We start from the raw sequence: 19,272 nt of genomic DNA, 5'->3' as shown, positions 1-19,272 counted from the left end.
TTCAAACCGTTACGACGAATCTACGATACGCAGGTTTGTCTCCCAATTTTCCAACACCAGACAGGGGGTGCCGGGCAACTGTGACGATCAGGGTGTTGTACGGCTGGTCTCGATCCAGCGTGATCGCCTCGCCTCGGATGTCGCACCGCTTCAAACCTTGAACCGCTCGCAAGCCGTCAACCGTTGGACGTGCGCTCCTGTGAAGCCGCCATAGATCTCGTCGCGAAGAAACGTGTCCTCGTCGTCAAAGGCGTCCTCATCGATGTCCCGCCACCAAGCCTTTGCTTGGCCGCCCGAGCCGTCCGACCAGCGATAGCCGCGCGCCTTCAGGACGTCCTTCGTGTGAAAGGGCGAGCCGAGCGCGTGTATCCGCAAACGTGTGCGTCCGGCGGACGCTACCAACTGGGAGAAGGGGGCGGGAACGCCGGCGACCCGCGAGGCGCCGGCGAGCACCTCCAGCAGTGCGTGGCAGTCGTCGACGGCGCGGTGGCCGTTGTGGAAGTGGCCAGCCTGTCCGACGAGGTAGCCAAGCTTGGTTCCCTCGAAGCCGAGCGCCGTCCAGTCGACTTCGGACACCGAACAGGCCCACGGCTTCACGTCGAACCCGCGCGCCAGCTTCTCGCAGAACGGCCGGTCGAACTTCGCGTTGTGAGCGATCACGAGATCCGCCGGCTCGACGAGGCGCTCGACGGCGTCGAGGTCCAGGACCTGTCCCCGAACCATCTCGTTCGTGATGCCCGTGATCCGGGTGATGTCGGGCGTGATCGGCTGCTTCGGCTCGCGCAGGCCGGAGAATACGCCAACGACGTCATGGATCCTTCCGTCGTCGTAGGTGAAGGCGACCATGCCGATCTCGATGACCTCGTGCGTCGCATGGTCGAGACCCGTCGTCTCCGTATCAAGAATGATGCCGAGCTTCAGGTCCCGCGGCCACGGGGACGGTGTTGGCACCACGGGCCGAGGCACCAGTTGCCGAAGCACGCGGTAGCGCCCCGTTTCCTCGAGCTGCCTCGCCATGTCGTCCTCGGACGGACGCGTCGGGTGCGCGGCCTGTACGGATCGCCCTCTGGCGTTCGATCTGACGGTCGCGAGAAGCGCGCTGTCATCGTTGGCCGGGAAAGCAGCGAAGAGGTCGGCCTGCCGTTCAGAGTTCGTCGGCGAAGTCCTTCCCATCAAGCATCCCTTCCGGGACGGACCGGACGCAGGTCGCGAAGATCGAGTTGCGGACGGATGGGCTCCATGGCCCACACTATGGTTGGCGGGCCGGCAGGCACGCAATCCGTCGGTCCTGAGCTATCCCCCGGGCATCCACCCGCTGTGCATAACCGTGCGCCCGCCACCCTTGCGGCGCCTCCCGGTGATGCTAGCCTCGGCTCCTTCGTTCAGGGCCACCCATGCGCTCGATCCGAGTCCTCCTCGCCACCGCTTTCCTGGCAACTGCGCCTGCTTCGGCGATGACCTTCTCGCTGGACGGTGACACAGTGCGGGCCGCCGGACCGATCGGGCAGGGCGACGCTGAGCGGCTGCGGTCCTTCCTCGGCCGCCTCGAACGCGACGAGATGAACCACCTTTGGGTGACGGTCGCGCTCGACTCGCCCGGCGGCAACCTGATGGAGGGCATGCGCATCGGCATGGCGGTCCGCGAAGCAGGGGTGCCGACGCTGGTGCGACGGGGCGAGACATGCGCCAGCGCGTGCGCGGTCGCCTTTCTCGGCGGACAGGCGAGCGGGGTCACATCGGACGCGGTGTCCCGTAACCTCGAGCCCGGTGCCCTGCTTGGGTACCACGGGTTCTTCACCGGTGGCGACCAGGTCCGCGTCGTCGACGAGACGCTGAGCGAGGCGAGGGTCATCAACGCCATCCTGATCGAGTACGCGACACGGATGGGTACGGTCGATGTCGGCCTTCTGTCCCATCTCCTGACGACGCCTCCGGAACGGGTCGAGTCCATCGACACACCGCGGGAGATCGCTGGGCTCGGCATCCGGCTGGCGGGCGAAGCCATCAAGCCGCGCAAGGGATGGGCCCGGAATGCATGCCGACTGGCCGTCTCGGAGATGCTCAGTCCCCTCGACCCGGTCGGCATCGACGGGCGGGTCGGCGGCGAGCCCGAGCCGATGGCTGACCTCAACGCGTTCCGCACGCGGTTTCTCGACGACAAGTTCCCGAATGACATGAACGATCCGGCCATCCGGAAGGCACTGCTGGGATTAACGGCGTCGAGCGCCATCGACCTCTTGGCCGGGCAACCGATCGACACGCGGGCGCCGAAGGTCGGCGCTTGGCGTGTGGGCGTCGATCGGGGTGCGGGGTTCTACTACGACGCCCGCTACGCGGTGACGGACTTCACGACGATCTGGACGAGCGTCGTCGACGGGGTGTCGGGCAGCGCGGTTACCACGTCGCGCAACGCGCTTGCCGGATACGACCGCGACGCGCCGCTCTGGTGACCTATTCGGGTGGTTTCCAGTCGGTCTGCTTTTCGATGGCACGTTACAAAAGCGGACGTATTACGGGTTGGTGGTTGGGGATGCGGAAGACGGCCCAGACGGCGCGGTTCCAGTAGGGCGCGAGCAGCCCGGTGCCGGCCCTGGCATAGAGCACGGTCATAAAGACATCGGCGAGGAACACGAGGATGAGCGCCGCGCCTGCGACCTGTTCGAACGTTGCCGACATCGGCCTCCTCCTTACGCCTCGTTCAGGAGGTTTTCGCGGCCAGCGCCTCAGCGACCGTACCTCCGGCATGATAGTCCAGCGGGATCTTGAAGTCCTTGCGGGCGAGGCCGCGGGATGCCTGCACCCCCTTCGGCAGGCCGGCCCTGTCTGAGTAGTCGCGGTTGGAGCCGGGCGGGCGGCGGTGCGCCGCCCTAACGCCCGCGTAGGCCTGGAGGTCGAGAAGCGTGATTCCGACGACGAGGGCGGTGGCGATCATCGCGTTATCCCGCTTCGGGTTGCCGCGATGGAGCGCCGTGGAGAGCGTGCCGAGGTCGAGCGCGTCTCCGGCGATCCGTGCCGCCAACCCGATGGGCTTGTCGATGGAAAGGGTCGGGATCGCGCTGGCCAGTTCGCGGGCGCCATAGGCCCGGATCAGATGCTCGCGGCCTTCCAGACCCAGCGTGCGGGCGATGCGCCCGGGCGCCACGAGCTCGACGAAGCCGAGCCCGATCGAGAACCAGCCGAGCGCGCGCGCTAGCTTGTCAGCGCTCGACATAGAGCTTGGGCCCTTGCGCTGAACGCGGGGATCACCCTCGGAGCGCGCAATGCCGGAAAGATTGGTGAGCGGCATGATGGGCTTCCTTCACGGCTGGAGCATGACCTTGATGCAGCCGTCCGCTTTGTCGCGGAACTTGGCGTACATCTCCGGTCCTTGAGAGAGATCGGCCTTGTGGGTGATCACGAAGGACGGGTCGATCTGGCCGTCCTCGATCCGGCGCAGGAGATCGCCCGTCCAGCGCGGGACATGCGCCTGCGCCATGCGGAAGGTCAGGCCCTTGTTCATCGCTTGGCCCATCGGGATCTTGTCGACGAGGCCGAGATAGACGCCGATGATCGAGATGGTGCCGGCGGGACGGCAAACGTAGATCATCTCGCGCAGGACATGCGGGCGGTCGTTCTCCGCCATCAGCATCTGCTTGGCCCGGTCGATGGCGACGATCTGCTCGGCGCCCAGAAGAATGGCCGAGCGGATCGCCATCTGGCCGACGGGTCCGCAGCCCCAGATCGCGACCGTATCGCCGGGCTGGATGTCCGCCTGGACGGCCGCCTGCCAGCCGGTCGGCAGGATGTCCGAGAGGAAGAGGAGCTTCTCGTCGTCGATGCCGTCCGGCACCTTCACATGCGTCGTGTCGGCGAAGGGCACGCGGAGATATTCGGCCTGACCGCCGGGATAGCCGCCGGTGAGGTGCGTGTAGCCGAAGAGTCCCGCCGTCCGGTGACCGAAGGCCGCGTCTCCAAAGTTCGCCTTGCGGTTGGTCCGCTGGCAGACCGAGAAATTGCCTTTGCGGCACTGGTCGCACTCGCCGCACTGGATGGTGAAGGGGATGACGACGCGGTCGCCCTTCTTGAGCTTGCCCTTCGCCTCACTACCGACCTCCACGACTTCGCCCATCGTCTCATGGCCCATGATGTCGCCGGGCAGCATCGCGGGAACGAGGTTGTGGAAGAGATGGAGGTCGGAGCCGCAGATCGCGCAACTCGTGACCTTGATGATGGCATCGCGGGGATCCTCGACCTCGGGGTCGGACACCGTATCGCAACGGATGTCCTCCTTGCCGTGCCAGACGAGCGCTCTCATGCCGGTCTCCTCGGTTGACGATACGTCTACGTAAATCGACCTCTCACCACGCGGCATTCGGACGATACCTAGGGAACATTCCGAGGGCGCATCCAATCGCCTTCGTCTCGCCGACCTTTGGGCAGGGCGACGTCAGGACGGGGGCTCTTCGTTCTATGGAGGCTTCAAGCGATCGAAAGCGCGCTGCCGATGCGGCGCGAGCGAACCGAGCCCGCTTCTTGGAGGCGAACCTCTCAGCGATTCCGGACTACGTGTACGCCTTCGACCGGCAGCGACGCTTCGCCTATGCCAACCCGGCGATGCTCGGCCTCTTCGGTCTTTCGTCGTCGGAGATGCTGGGCAAGACCTTCTTGGACCTTGGCTATCCCGCCGATCTCGCCCGGCTTCTCAACGGTCATATAGACCGGATCTTTGCGGATGGCGTTACGGTCGAGGACGAAGTCTTCTACCGAACCCCCAGCGGTCACGCCGCCTACTTTGACTATCTCTGGGCGCCGGTCCGGGGCGAGGACGGGACGGTTGAGCTTGTCGTCGGCGTGTCCCGCGATACCAGCGAGCGACGCGCCATGGAGGAGGCCCTGCGGCGCAGCGAGGCGCGGCTCAGGGCTGCGACCGAGCTCGTCGGTATCGGGATTTATTCATGGGACCCGGTGACCGGCGCGCTCGACTGGGACGAGCGCCTTCGTGCGATGTGGGGGCTGTCGGCCGACGCTCCCGTCGATATCGGCGTCTACGAGGCGGGCATCCACCCGGACGATCTTCCTCGCGTGCGCGAGGCGATTGCCGCCTGTGCCGATCCGGCCGGCGACGGACGCTACAGCATTGAATATTGCGTCGTCGGCCGCGACGACGGCGTGACGCGCCATATCGTGACCGCCGGGCGGACGACGTTCGCCGATGGTCGCCCGGTCGGATTCATCGGCGCCGCGATAGATGTAACAAGCCAGCGCCGTGCCGAGGCCGCGATCCGCACGAGCGAAGCGCAGTTCCGAGGCTTCGCGGCCAACAGTAGTAACCTGATCTGGATCGGAGACCCCAAGGCGCAGAGGATCATCTATCGAAGTGCAGCGTTCGAGCGGATCTGGGGTATCCGCGCCGAAGACGCGGCGAACGACCTTTCCGACTGGATCAAGGACGTCCACCCCGACGATCAGCAACAGGTCGAGCATGCTCTCGCCTCCGTGGCCGCAGGCGAGGTGACGCAGTTCGAGTATCGACTTGTCCGCCCCGGCGACGGCGCGATCCGCTGGCTACGGGATACGAGTTTTCCGATCTTGGACGATGGCGGCGCCGTGGCGCGGATCGGAGGGATCGTCGAAGACCTGACGCGCGAGGATCTTCGCCATGTCTACGTCGTCAGCGGCGAGCCGGGCGAGGCGCGCAAGCTCGCCAACGTGGTTCGCGGGCTGGGCTTCCGGGCGCGGATCTTCGAGAGCGCCTCTGCCTTTCTCGACATGGCCGCGGTGCTGGCACCGGGCTCCGTCATCGTCGATCTGCGGTCGGGACGGGACGCCGGTCTGTCGGTCCCGCGCGAACTCAAGGCGCGGTCGATCACCTTGCCCACGATCGCGCTCGACGCCGCCGAGGCCGACGTCACCACGGCCGTCGCCGCCATGAAGGCCGGGGCTTTGGACTACATCATCACCGACGACGAGACATCACTTCCGACGGCGCTCGCGAACGCACTCGCCGAATGTCAGGGCGCGACGCGCGCGCCGGCCCGGGACGAGGGCGCTGCCGCCCGCATCGCCCGTCTGACGCCCCGGGAACGCGAGGTCTTGGGCGGCCTCATAGACGGCGGGACAAACAAAATCATCGGACTGAAGCTCGGCATCAGTCCGCGCACCGTGGAACTCCACCGCGCCCAGGTCATGAACCGCCTCGATGCGGGAAGCCTAACCGAGCTCCTCCAGATCGCCCTTGCCGCCGGCATCGCGCCGTCGCCGGACGAGAGCCGGGCGATGCGGAGGTCTACCTAGGGATCCTACGGGTGCCGGCGGTCGCTGGGCCGCCGCTACTGAAGACCCTGAAACGGGATCGGGGCGAGCAATGGCACCGCTGAGCGGAGCCCCTTCGGGCCACGATGGGACCGAACAAGGGTATGAGGTGGACCATGAGCACCACTGAGGCCGAAGCAGACACGGCGACCGCTGCTGCCATCACAATAGGTAAGCCTGCCGCTGACCTGCGATCGCTTTGGCTACAACTGGATACTCAGTCCCGGATATGGGGCCACTTCGCGGAAGTGACGCCTACGGGCGATCGGACCGCGGAATGGGTCGCGCGCGGGCCTGCGGGCGGCGAGTATCGCTGGCGGACCGCAGTCGTCGATGATGGACCGGCGACGGTTCGCTGGGCCAGCGAGGAAGGGGCCGACGTGCCGAATGTCGGCGCGCTGCGTTTCCGGCCCGCCCCGGGCGATCGGGGAACGGAACTGCACCTCGACGTGCGGTTCGATCCGCCGGGAGGAGCCATCGGAGAGGCGATAGCCAAGCTTTTCCACATCGCGCCGCGCGAGATCGTGCGCACCGCTCTCTACAGGTTCCGCGCGCTCGCGCTGACCGGCGAAATCCCCACCACCGAACCTCAGCCTGCCGCCCGCAGCGGCGGCGCGGACCGCTAGGAGAAACGCCCATGCGCGCGCTTTGCTGGAACGGCGTCAACGACCTTCGCGTCGAGACCGTGGCCGACCCCCAAATTCTCAACCCTAGCGACGTGATCCTCAAGGTCCGGCTCTCCACGACCTGCGGCTCAGACCTTCACCTCATCGACGGCCTCATCCCGACGATGCGGGCGGGCGATGTCCTCGGTCACGAGTTCATGGGCGAGATCGTCGATGTCGGCCGCAGCATCACCAAGGTAAGGAAGGGTGACCGGGTCGTCGTCCCGTCCTTCATCTCCTGCGGCCAGTGCTGGTACTGCCAGCACAACCTCTACTCGCTCTGCGACACGACCCATCCGAAGCCCGAATTGCAGGAACCGATGCTCGGCTATCCCACGGCTGGCATCTACGCCTATTCCCATGCCTTCGGCGGTTATGCCGGCGCGCATGCCGAATATGTGCGCGTGCCCTTCGCCGATACCGACTGCTTCAAGGTACCGGACGGCGTTGCCGACGAGGCGGCGCTCTTCATCTCGGACGCGGCGCCCACCGGCTTCATGGGTGCAGACTTTTGCAACATCCATCGGGGCGATGTGATCGCCGTCTGGGGCTGCGGCGGGGTCGGCCTGATGGCCCAGCAGAGTGCCATGATCCTCGGCGCCGAACGCGTCATTGCCATCGATCGATACCCCGAGCGCTTAGCGCAGGCGGAAGCATTCGGCGCGGTCCCACTCGATTATACCAAGGTCGATGTCGTCGAGGCGTTGAACGAGATGACGGGCGGACGCGGACCGGATGCCTGTATCGATGCCGTCGGAATGGAGGCGGGCGGCACCGGGCTCCAGCATGCCTACGATCGGGTCAAGCAAGCCCTCTATCTCGAAACCGATCGTGGAGCAGCACTCAGGCAGGCGATGCTGGCCGTGCGCAAGGGCGGAACGCTCTCGATTCTGGGGGTCTACGGCGTGATGGACAAGTTCCCGCTCGGCCTGTTGATGAACAAGGGCGTCACCGTCCGAACCGCCCAGCAGCACGGCCAGGCCTATGTTCCGCGCTTATTGGAGCACGCGCAGAGAGGTGAGCTGACACCGGCCGCGCTTGCGACGCATCACTTCTCCCTGGAGGACGCGCCGACGGGCTATCGCATGTTCAAGCACAAGGACGATAGGTGCCTGCGGGCGGTGTTCGTGCAGTAGGCGGGGACTGATCGAAGTTCGTTGAGATGACGCTCATGAGGACGATCGAGTAGCCTCCAGTCCGATCGCCCCAAGATATCTAGGTCCGCAGCGATGTCCGCTTTTGGGGAGTTCCCAAAGCGACGTGAATGGCTGTGAAGGGTCGATAGCGGATGGACCGCTTCCGGGCGTCCGCTTTGTAGGCGCCGACCGGCTCGACTGGGTGGTTTCCTGCCTGTCCGCTTTTGGACGTCATAAAGCGAAAGCGGACAGGATCAGTTGTGGTTGAGGAATGCCCGCATCCCGGGCGTCAGTTCATTTGGCACCTACTCAGCCTTGGGGTAGTTTCAGCGAAGGCTACGTCCCACAACATCGTCAGCCCAACCGCTCCACATGCCGAGACCGCCACGCGTGGGTGAGAGAAAAAGAGGCGGACAGGCTAGCATCCGACCTGTCACCCAACCCGCTTCGTACCGTTAGGCGGGGACCGCCTCGATCGTCGCCGGGCTCTCTTCCGGGATGCCATTCTCGCTGTGCCGGAACTCGGACAGCGCCTGGTACACCTGGAGCCGGGCCCGCATCACCGAGCCGAGCGGCCGGTGTGCTGCGAGACTGTGAGCCGGACGGAAGGTCATCGCCTCGTCGAAGTACCGCTGGCGTGTGGCGCTGTAAGCGTCCTGCGCTGGCAGGCGTATCCTCGCCACCGTGACGAAGGGGCTTGTGTCCTCCGACCATTCAACTGAAGCATCCTCGATAGGCTGGCTGTCTACGTCGCGCCAAAGCTGAACTCGCAGCTCGAACACGACCTCGTTGGTCCGGAAGTGGTCGACGGTGGCGTGGCGGAAGCCGTCCTCGTCCTCCTTTGGGTCGAGCCGCCAGTCCTGTAGGGCGTCTTGCGCCGGCGAGGCGGGGAAGGCGCCGAGCTTGGCGACGTAATCGCCGAAGCGGATCGGAGCCTGGCTGTAGTAGGGTTCGGCGAGCGGGTGCGAGAAGGGGTGGCCGAAGAAGTCCGCCTTCGGGCTTTCGGTGCCGAAGGCATGCAGCACGCGGTTGAAGTTGCGGGCCAGCGAGGCAACCGCGCTCTTGGCGCCTTCCGGCAACCCCGTGGTCTTGCCGATCACCGTGCCGTCGCGCAAGAAACCTTCCGCCGTCCCGGACGGAAAGGTCGTGCCGCTGGCCAGCACGAAATCCTGCGTGTCCGTTGTATGGCCTGGCAGCTTCACACCTGGCACGTCGAAGACCTTGATCGACATGCCACGATGGGTGGACACACGGTCGCCGAGCCGCTCGCCGGGTCCTTGCGCGAAGCGGACCGCGACGGGATGAATGCCGGGGCGCGCGAACAATCCCTGCGCCAATTCCGTTGGAAGCCCCTTTGGGATCTCCAGCGTTCCGACGGCAAGGGCCGTCGACTTCGCATGGCTGGCGCGTACGGCATGGTGCTCGCGCCTCTCCACCGTCTCGGACTGCTGGGTCATGCCCTGGATAATACCGTCGATCGTCTTCTGCTCGTCCTCGCTCGGCTGCTCGATGTCGGGGCTGTACGGCAAGGGTGTACGGTTCATCGCTTCATCTCCGGAATGTCACACCGTGGCAGTGCGCGAGGTGCAAGAGTGACAAGGGCGAGCCGCTCGCACCAAACAGGCACAAGCGGCTCGTCTTGCTACAAGCGCCTCTGGCTAGTCCCCGAACGCCTTCGTCAGTGTGGCGACCGCCATGTCCGTCGCCTCCTTGGCCTGCGGGACAACCGCGGCCATGCCGAAGAACTCGTGGGTCACCCCGTCATAGGTCTTCTGCTGCGTTGTGACGCCTGCCGCCTTCATCTTCTCGGCCAGCATCTCGCCTTCCGAGCGCAACGGATCAATCTGGGCGTTGATGATCGTGGTCGGCGGCAGGCCCGCCAGATCGGTCCGGTTGACGAGGTCGAGGCGCGGGTCGGCCGCTTGGTCCTTGCTCACGAAGACGTTCGAGACGAACCACTCCATCGCCTGCTTCGACAGCGGCATGGCATTGGCGTTCTCGACATAGGACGGCGTCGTCATGTCCTTGCCGGCAACGGGGTAGACGAGCACCTCCGCGAGCGGCGCGGTCAGCTTCTGGTCGCGGGCTGCGATGGCGACGTTGGCCGCCAAGTTGCCGCCGGCGCTCTCGCCGACGAGCGCGATCTTCGTGGCATCGCCGTTGAACGAGCCGGAGTTCTCGACGACCCACTTATAGGCCGCGTTCGCATCTTCGTGCGCGGCCGGGAACTTGTGCTCGGGCGCATGACGGTAGTCGGCCGAGACGACGATGGCCTTGGCTCCGGCCGCGATACCGCGGGCCGAGGCATCGTAGGTGTCGATGTCGGCGATCACCCAGCCGCCCCCATGGAAGTAGACGACGATCGGGAAGGGGCCCGTGCCCTCGGGTGTGTAGATCCGGATCGGGATCTCGCCCGCCGCACCCGGGATCATCATGTCCTTGGTCTTCACCGCCGCGACAGTAGCATCGGGCTGGATGCCCTTGTCCTTCATGACGGCTATGGCAGCGTCGGCTGGGGTCGGGCCTTTGCGCGTTTCTTCGACGGACTGGGTGCCGATCGGCTTGGCGCCGAGTTCGGTCAGCTTGTCGAGGACGGCCTTCATCTCAGGCGCGGGCTGCGCCATCGCAGGCTGCGCCGTCTCCGTCACTGGTGCGGGCGTTGGGGTCGCCGTCTGCGCGAGGGCTGCGGACGACAGAACGGTTGCGGCGGCCAAGGCCACGGCCAGTGAGGATACGGGCTTCATGGAAGATCCTTTGTACGAGATAGTTTCCTAAGCCACGAAGCTGGCGGATGTTCCGAGCGATCGTCTGGATGATCCCGTAGGTGGTGGCCGCTTTGGAGCTTGTGCGCAGTGGCGCTGGAGGTCTGAGTTGGGTCCATAGCGAATGGACCGCTCCCGGGCGTCCACCTCGACGGTTGACCGGCGCTGTCACTTGATCGCGAAATCAACGAGTGGGGTGCATCTCGCCGAATACACCCGGTGATACCGACTTGTCGTCACCTCTACGAACGATCCCTTGCCTGACCGAAAGTCGGCAATAGGTCGGAAAGGGACGGAAACGAGGCTTTCGTCGGCCTTGTATCGGGGATGAGGAAAACAAACTGGGATGGCTTCAGGTGTACCCTATTGCGGAGAGGCCCCGCGACCGAATGACCTTCTCCTGGCCTGGAATTTCGATCCCATTGTTGTGACGATGCTCAGCGGCGTTCTCATCGGTGGCCTTCTGCACCCTGCCTTGCGCCGTGACCGGTTCCGTCGGAACTCCTATCTCGGGGCTCTCGCCCTCCTGACGGTCGCCTTCGTGTCACCGCTCTGCGCGCTGTCCTCGGCGTTGTTCTCCGCACGCGTCACTCATCACCTTCTCTTGATCTCGGCTGCCGCACCGCTTCTAGCCGTCGCTTTCCCCGCTCACTTTCGGACGACTGGAACTCCGCTGACGCTTGCCATCCTCGCACATGTCGTCGCCGTCTGGTTCTGGCATGCACCCGTTCCGTATGCCTGGGCTCTCGGCAGCGACGGTCTCTACTGGGTGATGCAGGCGAGCCTACTGGGAACAGCCGTTCTCGTCTGGCGCGAGCTTCTGACGCCCGGCGTCCAGTTGCGCAGCTCGATCGGCCACGTGGTGCTGATCTCCCTGATGGGGCTCCTAGGCGCGTTGATCACCTTCGCGCCGGTTCCGCTCTACATGCCGCACCTCCTAACGACAGAACTCTACGGTCTCACGCCGCTCGAGGACCAGCAGTTGGCAGGGCTGATCATGTGGGTGCCTGCCATCGTTCCGAACCTCGTCGCGGCTCTCGTCTGCCTTCTTGGGCTCGCGGAGGCGGGCGGCGCGAAGACGGTGGGTCGGGCTTGATCGTCGTCTGGCTGAAGCTCCTCCACGTCACCGCCCTGTCGATCTGGGCCGGCGGCATTCTCCTAATGCCGGTGTTGCTCGGCCAGCGCGAGGCGGCGGGAGAGGGCAACGCGCTCCACCGTCTCCACGCCCTTTCGCGCTTCGCCTACATCACCGTCATCTCACCTGCCGCCTTCGTGGCGATCGGCTCCGGCATTGCGTTGACCTTCGCGCGCGAGGTGTTCACGGCGTGGTTTGCGGTGAAGCTCCTCTTCGTCGGCATCCTGGTTGCGCTGCATGTCTGGACCGGGTTGCTGGTGCTTTCGGTCTTCAACGAGGGCCAGCGCTTTGCGCCCTGGCGCGTCGGCCTTAGCCTCGGCGTGCTTTCCCTCGTCATGGGCGCGATCTTCTACGTCGTTCTCGACAAGCCCGAGATCGCGCTCGACGGCCTGCCCACCGCGCTCACCGAGCCCGGCGGGCTCCAAGCGCTGGCGGTGCGGTTCATTCCTGGTCTGACACCATGATGCCGACGCCATGATGGAGGATCAGCTTTCCGCCGTGCCAGCCCGCCAGACCCGTGAACACCGCGCCGAGCGCCGAGAGCACGAGGCCGAGCGGCAGAACCGCATTGGGCACCGCGAGCCGCACGCCCCAGTTCAGCCCGACGATCGAGACGAACATCATGGCGGCGATGGCGTGCGTCCAGCTCGCCGCACGCGCGCGGATGCCCGGCACCATCAGAAGCTCCATGGTCCCGACCAGCGAGGCCCCGACCGCGGTCGCGAAGGCGAAGCCCGCCGCCCAGAGACCGGCACGCTCCCAGAACGGATCGGCGCTCCACCAGTAGAAGACGTCGGCCCCGAGCGTCGCGACCGCGAGCGCGATCGGAAAATGCACCGCCATGGCATGGATTGGATGTCCGGCGATCGCCACCGCGGAGCTGACGTCCTTTTCCGTGACGGCGGCGATGATCGGGCTCTTGGAAGTCGCGGTATCGCTCATGCGGTGTCCTGTTCGGGCCGGGGGGCTCTGCTCTTCTTCATCGCATGTGGGCTGTACGGCTGCGCCGGCAACCTGTCGGTCCTCGACCCGGCCGGACCGTCCGCCGCAGCCACGGCGACGCTCGGAATCGTGATGTTTTCGGGCGCGACCCTGATCCTGCTCCTCGTCACCGCGCTCGTCCTTCTGGCGCTATGGAAGCCGGGTCTCGGCGCGCGCATTCCGCAGCGCGTCTGGCTTGTCTGGGGCGGGCTGGTCTTCACGGGCTCCGTGCTCGCCGCGCTCCTCGTCTTCGCGCTGGCGACCGGCGAGCGTCTCCTGCCCCACCGGGGAGAGGATGTTCTTGCCATCGAGGCTCGGCCCGAGCAATGGCGCTGGCACTTTCGCTACCCCGACGGGCGCGAGACCGAGGATGTGCTGCACCTGCCGGCCGGCCGCCCGATCGACATCCGCGTGGTCGGCGGCGACGTCATCCACTCGTTCTGGGTGCCGCGGCTCGCGGGCAAGATCGACGCCATCCCGGGTCACGTGAACACAATCCGCATCCTTGCCGACCGGCCCGGCACGTTCGGCGGGGTCTGCTCGGAATTCTGCGGGGTCGGCCACACCGACATGCGGTTCACGGCGATGGCGCACGCGGCGGAGGCATACCCAGCGGCGCTGGATGCCGCGACGGCCGGCGGGGTGCGGCTCGCGCAGGAGGGGACATGGTAGGCGACATCGCGCTGCGGCGCGCGCCCGGCAACATGGCGGGCGACGTCGGTGTGACGCTGCCGCCCGCGCTCACGCCGGCCCAGCGGGAGCTCGAGCGCATCTGGTCGACGCCGCTAGGCTGGGGGCGCCTGTCGGCGGTGAACCACACCGTTCTCGGGCGCCGCTTCATGATCGCGGCCTTCGGCTTCTTCGCGATCGGCGGCGTCCTCGCCATGCTGATCCGCGCGCAGCTCGCCTCACCGCGCTCGGCCTTCGTCGGGCCCGATCTCTACAACCAGATCTTCACCATGCACGGCACGGTGATGATGTTCCTCTTCGCCATCCCGATGTTCGAGGGGCTGGCGATCTACCTGCTGCCCAAGATGCTGGGCGCGCGCGACTTCGCCTTCCCGCGGATGACGGCGCTCGGCTTCTGGTGCTACGTCTTCGGCGGCTCGATCCTGATCGCGGCGCTGGTCGCCGGCTACGCGCCGGACAGCGGCTGGTTCATGTACACGCCGCTCTCGTCCTCAGCCCATTCGCCGGGCATCAACGCCGACGTCTGGCTCCTCGGCGTCACCTTCGTCGAGGTCTCGGCCATGGCGGCGGCGGTGGAGCTGACGGTTTCGATCCTGCGCTTCCGCGCGCCGGGCATGACGCTGTCCAAGATGCCGCTCTTTGCCTGGTACATCCTGGTGACGGCCGGCATGATGCTGCTCGGCTTCCCGCCGCTGATCCTCGGTTCGGTCCTGCTGGAAGCCGAGCGCGCCTTCGATCTGCCCTTCTTCGATCCGACGCGCGGCGGCGACGCGCTCCTGTGGCAGCACCTCTTCTGGCTGTTCGGTCACCCGGAGGTCTACATCATCTTCCTGCCGGCCGCCGGCATTATCACGACGATGATCCCGGTCCTCGCTCGGCGCGAGATCTACGGCTACTCGGCCATCGTCGTTTCGGTCGCGGCGACGGGCTTCCTCTCCTTCGGCCTTTGGGTCCACCACATGTTCGCGGTGGGCATTCCCCATCTGGCGCAGGCCTTCTTCTCGGCCGCAAGCATGCTCGTCGCCATTCCGACCGGCGTTCAGATCTTCCTCTGGATCGGCACGCTGATGGCCGGGCGGCCGCGCCTGACACTGCCCATGCTCTACCTGTTCGGCTTCTTCACGGTCTTCGTGTGCGGCGGGCTGACGGGCGTCATGGTTGCCGTCGTGCCCTTCGACTGGCAGGTCCACGACACGCACTTCGTGGTCGCGCACCTCCACTACGTCCTGGTCGGAGGCTTCGTCTTCCCAATGCTGGCGGCGGCCTACTACTACCTGCCGCACGTCACCGGCCGCGAGCCGCTCTACGGCGTCGGCAAGATCGCCTTCTGGCTGATCTTCGTCGGCTTCAACCTGACCTTCCTCGTCATGCACCTGACGGGGCTGCTCGGCATGCCGCGCCGCTTCGCGGTCGTCCTGGAAGGGGTGGGGTGGGAACTCCCGAACCTCGTCTCCTCGGTCGGCGGTTTCATCACGACCGCGGGCTTCGCCCTGTTCGCGATCGATATGCTCTTCCAGTTCCGCTACGGCCGCACCACCAAGCCGGACCCCTGGGGCGCCGAGACGCTGGAATGGGCCACCGCGACGCCGCCGCGACCCTATGGCTTCGCGGCGCTGCCGCATGTCGAGACGCGCACGCCGCTGCGCGACCGACCCACGCTGCGCGAGGATCTTGCGGCCGGGCGCGGCTATCTCGCGGCGCCGCGCAACGGCTGGCAGGAAACCCTGGTCGTCGACACCGCGACCGCAGAGCCCCGGCATATCGCGATCCTGCCCCGACCGACCTACCTGCCGCTCTGGAGCGCGCTCGCCATCGGCAGCTTCGTACTCTCGCTCCTGTTCAAGCAGTACTGGTTCTCGCCGCTCGCGATCGGCCTGATCGTCGTGTCCTTCCTGGCTTGGGCACCGTCTTCGGGCCAGCGCGAGAGCTTCGGGGAGCTCGATGCGGGCGGTGGGCTTCGGTTGCGCACCCATGCCGAAGTAGACCGCCCGCCAACCTGGTGGGGCGTCCTGTTCCTGCTGGTCGCCGACGGCACGATGCTGGCATCGCTTGTCTTTGGCGCCCTGTTCCTCTGGCTGGTCGCGCCGGGCTGGCCAGCGCCTATTGTGGTCGCGCTGCCTCTCATCAAGTCACTGGGGGTGGCAGTCGCCGTATCGGCTGCGGCCATCCTGTTGCGCATCGCGATCGCGAGGGCACGGCGCGCTGGGCCGGGGGCCGCACTGCCGCCGATGGCAGTTGCGGCCGGCGCCCAGGCGCTGGCCTGCGCGCTCGCTATCTGGCTGCTGGTCGCCGACGTGCCAGACCCGACGACTCATGCTTATCTCGCCGTGACCTTCGCCTTTCTCGCCTACATCGCCCTCCACTCCGCGATCGGGGCGGTGCTCGCCGCCTTCTCGCTCTGGCGGTGCCGGGAAGGCTTCGTAGCGCGCGACCGCGTGGGCGACCTCACGATTGGGTCGCTCTGGCATGACTACACGGCCTTTTCGTCCGTGTTTGTGCTGGCCTTCCTCAACGTCCTGCCCTGGTTGACGCCGCTGCGCACAGGCCTCCCCTTATGACACTACGCGGCTCAGGTGCCGACCTTCTCCTCCTTTGCGCCGGCCTCACCGTCTGGGCCTCCGCCTTTCTCAGCCTCTATGCGCTGCTGTCGCTTGGCTGCGCCTATGGCTGGGAGGACCGGGTGCTGGGGCCTATCAGCCTTCAACGCGCGGCTCTGGTGACCAACTGGTCACTACATCTTGCCCTCAATGCAGCCCTCGTCATCTGGGCGCGCCGTCGCGCTCGCCAGCGGGAAGGAGATCCCGAAGCGTTTCTTGCCAAAGTCTCCGTCGTCGCCAACATCGTCGCGTTACTTGCCACCTTCGTGAACTTCTCTCCCCTCTTGCCGCTCTCGACCTGCCTTTAGGTTTTTGATCCAGAGTTTGATGATGTGATCCTTTCCATGGAATGGAAGGAGGTTCTGGTGGGATAGGCTCGTCATGGCAGCGCCACGACCACGCACGCCATTCGCGCAGCAATACAGCAATTGCAAGCTTCGCTTGCGACGCTGAGCAAATAGGGAGTGTCTGCTCTCGGAGATCGAATGCGACTCGTTCAACGGCAACAAAGGGTCGATAGCGGATGAACCGCTTCCGGGCGTCCGCATTCTCAATGCCTACGGGCGTGCTCGGCTGGAGGCCGGTCAGTCCGCTCCGTCCGACCGCCGCGCCGCAACCGTTACGCACATGGCGCAGATCGAAGCGGTGAACCCGCCCGCGATGCAGAGATCGACCGTCATCGGCGCCGCCTCCAGGCACACATCGCACACGATCGTTCGACCGGGTGCTGCAACCTCGCGAACGATCAGTCGCTCCCGTAGTGGTGCGTCGGCCGTTGCCTGTTCCATGGCGGGCAAACTAGTCGCTTCCGATCCAATCGCCAATGCGACGACCAGATCATTCTGGCTTCACGGACGACCATCGTGGTCGGGCTCTCACGTCGTTTGGCTGCATTGCCTGGCCACGACCGGACTGGCATGAGCGCGGGGCCGGCGGTCTACTTCCCAGTGTCCCATCGGCAGGCCCAGCCGGAGCTACGGGATTAGCCTCCGGTTGGGCTTTGGTGCCTCTTCCGGTCGCTCAAATAACTTGATCGGCCAACTGCGCGACGAGCCGTATGCCGACAGCCCCTGCCATCGCTCTCGCTGACGACAGCGACCTGCTCGTTTCCCTCTTTTCCATCGTGCGCGCCCTTCGAGCATTGCACGGCCTGAAGCTGGCCGAGATCGGCCTTCAGGTCGGGCAAGACGACGTTCTCTTGGCCCTGCCGCAAGACGGAACGGTCACGGTCAGCCAGTTGGCAACCAACGCCTCGGTTCGGTCCTCCACCATATCGAAGATGCTGACGCGGCTGGAGCGAGACGGGTTCGTCGTACGCGAGCCCCACGCGTCGGATGCGCGCAAGTCGACGGTGCGCATCCTACCCAAAGGGGTCGAGATCCGAGAACAGGCGCTCGGTGTCCGGGCTGCGCTGGACGCGGAGTTGGCCAGGGACGTCGATGGCGTGGCGGTTCTAGCGCTTCTGAGAAGCCTCGATCGGGTGGCAAGCCAACGGCTGAGCCGCGTTCGGGTCTGACCCCTCGAGGCTACCACACGATCCCGTCGCACAACGGCAGGCGAAACAGGATGTGGCTGATCTTATCATCAATATGCAGGTAGCCGGGGGCGAGCGCGGTCGGACGAGTGTCCGCTTCCGGGTTTAATTCGAAGCGATATAAATGACCAAGAAGGGTCGGAAGCGGGCAGAACGCTTCCGGGCGTCCGCTTCGCTAGCGTTGATTGGCTCGCTTGGGTGGAGGCTGTGTGGAAACGGGTCTGCGACGAGGCTGACGGTGGCGTGGCAAAGCCGATCCGATTTCAGCCCCGCATGGCGGCCATGAGCCTTATCGTCCCAAGGAGGGCGATGGCCCGCTTCATGTTGTAGGCGAGGACGTGGAGGCTCATTTCCGTGCCGACGTTCGGCAATCTTCGCGTCTTGAAGTGGCTGCGGCCCATCCAGTCCTTGATCGTGCCGAACACGTGCTCGACCGTTCGTCGCCGGATGCGCATGGCGTTGGGCATACGGTCGAGCCGATGCCGCATGGCATCCAGAACGCGCTCATGCTCCCAGCGCCGGATGCGCCGGACAGCCTCCGGCGTGCATCGCGACCGTAGCGTGCAGACTTGGCACGCTTGCGAGTTCCGGTACGAGTAAATGTCCGTTCCACGGCCTGCCCGCGCCTTGGCCTGCGTCAGTTCATGGCCGGCCGGGCAGACGTAGAGATCGCGATCGGCTTCGTAGCGGAAGTCCTCTTTGACGAAGTATCCCAGCTTGCGCCCGCTCGATGTGAACGGCTTGGGACAGATCGGAACGACGTCCCGTGCCTCACAGGCGAGGACCTCTTCGCCCGAGAAGTAGCCTCGATCGGCCAGAACGGTAATGCTGGACGCCCCGGTCGCATCCTTCGCCTAGCGGCCCATGTTGGCAAGCTGGGTGCGGTCGTGGCCGAGGTTGGTGACCTCGTGCGCCACGACGATATGGCTGTCCGTATCGACGGCGGCCTGGACGTTGTAGCCGACAAGGCCGGTGCCCTTGCCGTGCGTGGCCATGGCCCGCGCATCGGGATCGGTCAGCGAGACCTGACGGTCGGGTGCCAACTCGACATTCTTGGCCATCGCCTGAAGGGAGCGCATCTGCTGGCGGAGCGCCTCGATCCGCTCGTTCAGACGCGATGTACGCATCTCGGCGACATCGTCTTCCTACCGGTCCGCCGTGTCGAGCTGGGCGAGGTAACGCTCGATCCCCCCTTCGATCTGTTCGATGCGCCGCTGGATCGCGCCGGGCGTATAATTCCTGTCGCGCGTGTTCACGGCTCGGAAGCGGCTGCCGTCCACTGCCACCGTACCGCTGGCGATCAGGCCGACCTCCCGGCAAAGGACAACGAACTGCCTGCATGTGGCACGGACCGCGTCGCCGTTGTTGCGCCGGAAGTCGGCGATCGTCTTGAAGTCGGGAGCGAGTTTGCCCGTCAGCCACATGACCTCGACGTTGCGGCCCGCCTCGCGTTCCAGGCGCCGGCTCGACTGCACCTGGTT

At 65.8% G+C, this 19,272-nt stretch carries 17 protein-coding genes and 1 pseudogene; 10 read left to right on the top strand and 8 right to left on the bottom strand.

Annotated elements, in window-relative coordinates:
- Positions 1-150: 150 nt before the first annotated feature.
- Positions 151-1,173: a 3'-5' exonuclease gene (locus BLQ76_RS17675; protein WP_090676109.1), complete on the bottom strand. Its 1,023-nt coding sequence runs from the start codon at positions 1,171-1,173 to the stop codon at positions 151-153.
- Positions 1,174-1,394: 221 nt separating this feature from the next.
- On the opposite strand from BLQ76_RS17675, the gene BLQ76_RS17670 reads away from it, so the two are divergent.
- Positions 1,395-2,450 carry a COG3904 family protein gene (locus BLQ76_RS17670; RefSeq protein ID WP_090676107.1) on the top strand — a complete coding sequence of 352 codons (1,056 nt, stop codon included), beginning with the start codon at positions 1,395-1,397 and terminating at the stop codon, positions 2,448-2,450.
- A 43-nt stretch (positions 2,451-2,493) separates the two neighbouring features.
- On the opposite strand, the gene BLQ76_RS17665 is transcribed toward BLQ76_RS17670, so the two are convergent.
- The 3 genes from BLQ76_RS17665 to BLQ76_RS17655 are packed head-to-tail and all read right to left on the bottom strand — an operon-like array spanning position 2,494 to position 4,294.
- Entirely contained in the window at positions 2,494-2,676 is a 183-nt protein-coding gene (locus BLQ76_RS17665; RefSeq protein WP_090676104.1) for a hypothetical protein, read from the bottom strand.
- Between the two features lie 22 nt (positions 2,677-2,698).
- Entirely contained in the window at positions 2,699-3,286 is a 588-nt protein-coding gene (locus BLQ76_RS17660; protein ID WP_090676102.1) for a hypothetical protein, read from the bottom strand.
- A gap of 12 nt (positions 3,287-3,298) precedes the next feature.
- Positions 3,299-4,294: a zinc-dependent alcohol dehydrogenase gene (locus tag BLQ76_RS17655; RefSeq protein WP_090676100.1), complete on the bottom strand. Its 996-nt coding sequence runs from the start codon at positions 4,292-4,294 to the stop codon at positions 3,299-3,301.
- A 218-nt stretch (positions 4,295-4,512) separates the two neighbouring features.
- On the opposite strand from BLQ76_RS17655, the gene BLQ76_RS17650 reads away from it, so the two are divergent.
- The 3 genes from BLQ76_RS17650 (at position 4,513) to BLQ76_RS17640 (ending at position 8,092) form a co-directional block, all read left to right on the top strand.
- The gene (locus BLQ76_RS17650; protein WP_170842639.1) at positions 4,513-6,273 is read left to right on the top strand and encodes a PAS domain-containing protein; all 1,761 of its coding nucleotides are present in this window, start codon (positions 4,513-4,515) and stop codon (positions 6,271-6,273) included.
- Positions 6,274-6,407: 134 nt separating this feature from the next.
- Positions 6,408-6,917: an SRPBCC family protein gene (locus tag BLQ76_RS17645; protein ID WP_210184191.1), complete on the top strand. Its 510-nt coding sequence runs from the start codon at positions 6,408-6,410 to the stop codon at positions 6,915-6,917.
- 11 nt (positions 6,918-6,928) lie between these two features.
- Complete coding sequence (locus BLQ76_RS17640; RefSeq protein WP_090676095.1) at positions 6,929-8,092, top strand: zinc-dependent alcohol dehydrogenase; 1,164 nt, start codon at positions 6,929-6,931, stop codon at positions 8,090-8,092.
- 455 nt (positions 8,093-8,547) lie between these two features.
- Here the strand turns inward: BLQ76_RS17640 and BLQ76_RS17635 are convergent, their stop codons facing one another.
- A complete protein-coding gene (locus BLQ76_RS17635) occupies positions 8,548-9,636 on the bottom strand; it encodes a catalase family protein (RefSeq protein WP_090676093.1) in 1,089 nt (362 codons plus the stop codon).
- 114 nt (positions 9,637-9,750) lie between these two features.
- A complete protein-coding gene (locus BLQ76_RS17630; protein WP_090676091.1) occupies positions 9,751-10,836 on the bottom strand; it encodes an alpha/beta hydrolase in 1,086 nt (361 codons plus the stop codon).
- 451 nt (positions 10,837-11,287) lie between these two features.
- Here BLQ76_RS17630 and BLQ76_RS17625 point away from each other — a divergent pair, with 451 nt between their 5' ends.
- Both BLQ76_RS17625 and BLQ76_RS17620 read left to right on the top strand, forming a co-directional pair.
- Positions 11,288-11,950 carry a cytochrome c oxidase assembly protein gene (locus tag BLQ76_RS17625; protein WP_244519713.1) on the top strand — a complete coding sequence of 221 codons (663 nt, stop codon included), beginning with the start codon at positions 11,288-11,290 and terminating at the stop codon, positions 11,948-11,950.
- Positions 11,947-12,453: a CopD family protein gene (locus BLQ76_RS17620; RefSeq protein ID WP_170842638.1), complete on the top strand. Its 507-nt coding sequence runs from the start codon at positions 11,947-11,949 to the stop codon at positions 12,451-12,453. The genes BLQ76_RS17625 and BLQ76_RS17620 overlap by 4 nt, the downstream gene beginning before the upstream one ends.
- Here the strand turns inward: BLQ76_RS17620 and BLQ76_RS17615 are convergent.
- Positions 12,431-12,931: a DUF2231 domain-containing protein gene (locus tag BLQ76_RS17615; RefSeq protein ID WP_090676085.1), complete on the bottom strand. Its 501-nt coding sequence runs from the start codon at positions 12,929-12,931 to the stop codon at positions 12,431-12,433. The two genes, BLQ76_RS17620 and BLQ76_RS17615, sit on opposite strands and share 23 nt — an antisense overlap.
- Before the next feature lie 3 nt (positions 12,932-12,934).
- Between BLQ76_RS17615 and BLQ76_RS17610 the strand changes: the two genes are divergently transcribed.
- The 4 genes from BLQ76_RS17610 to BLQ76_RS17590 all read left to right on the top strand — a co-directional run bounded on the left by BLQ76_RS17610 (position 12,935) and on the right by BLQ76_RS17590 (position 17,773).
- Positions 12,935-13,642, top strand: coding sequence for a cytochrome c oxidase subunit II (locus BLQ76_RS17610; RefSeq protein ID WP_244519708.1), 708 nt, complete (start codon positions 12,935-12,937; stop codon positions 13,640-13,642).
- Complete coding sequence (ctaD, locus tag BLQ76_RS17605; RefSeq protein WP_425285176.1) at positions 13,636-16,218, top strand: cytochrome c oxidase subunit I; 2,583 nt, start codon at positions 13,636-13,638, stop codon at positions 16,216-16,218. The genes BLQ76_RS17610 and ctaD overlap by 7 nt, the downstream gene beginning before the upstream one ends.
- Positions 16,215-16,565 carry a hypothetical protein gene (locus tag BLQ76_RS17600; protein WP_090676083.1) on the top strand — a complete coding sequence of 117 codons (351 nt, stop codon included), beginning with the start codon at positions 16,215-16,217 and terminating at the stop codon, positions 16,563-16,565. The genes ctaD and BLQ76_RS17600 overlap by 4 nt, the downstream gene beginning before the upstream one ends.
- Positions 16,566-17,314: 749 nt before the next feature.
- The gene (locus BLQ76_RS17590) at positions 17,315-17,773 is read left to right on the top strand and encodes a MarR family winged helix-turn-helix transcriptional regulator (RefSeq protein ID WP_090676079.1); all 459 of its coding nucleotides are present in this window, start codon (positions 17,315-17,317) and stop codon (positions 17,771-17,773) included.
- Between the two features lie 281 nt (positions 17,774-18,054).
- Here BLQ76_RS17590 and BLQ76_RS22570 read toward each other — a convergent pair.
- A pseudogene (locus BLQ76_RS22570) lies at positions 18,055-19,272 on the bottom strand (IS1182 family transposase); the annotation flags it as partial.

Source organism: Aureimonas jatrophae (assembly GCF_900104035.1).
In the GTDB taxonomy this organism is placed as follows: domain Bacteria; phylum Pseudomonadota; class Alphaproteobacteria; order Rhizobiales; family Rhizobiaceae; genus Aureimonas; species Aureimonas jatrophae.
Note: the sequence above shows the minus strand (reverse complement) of the source record. Positions and strands in the feature narration are given on the sequence as shown.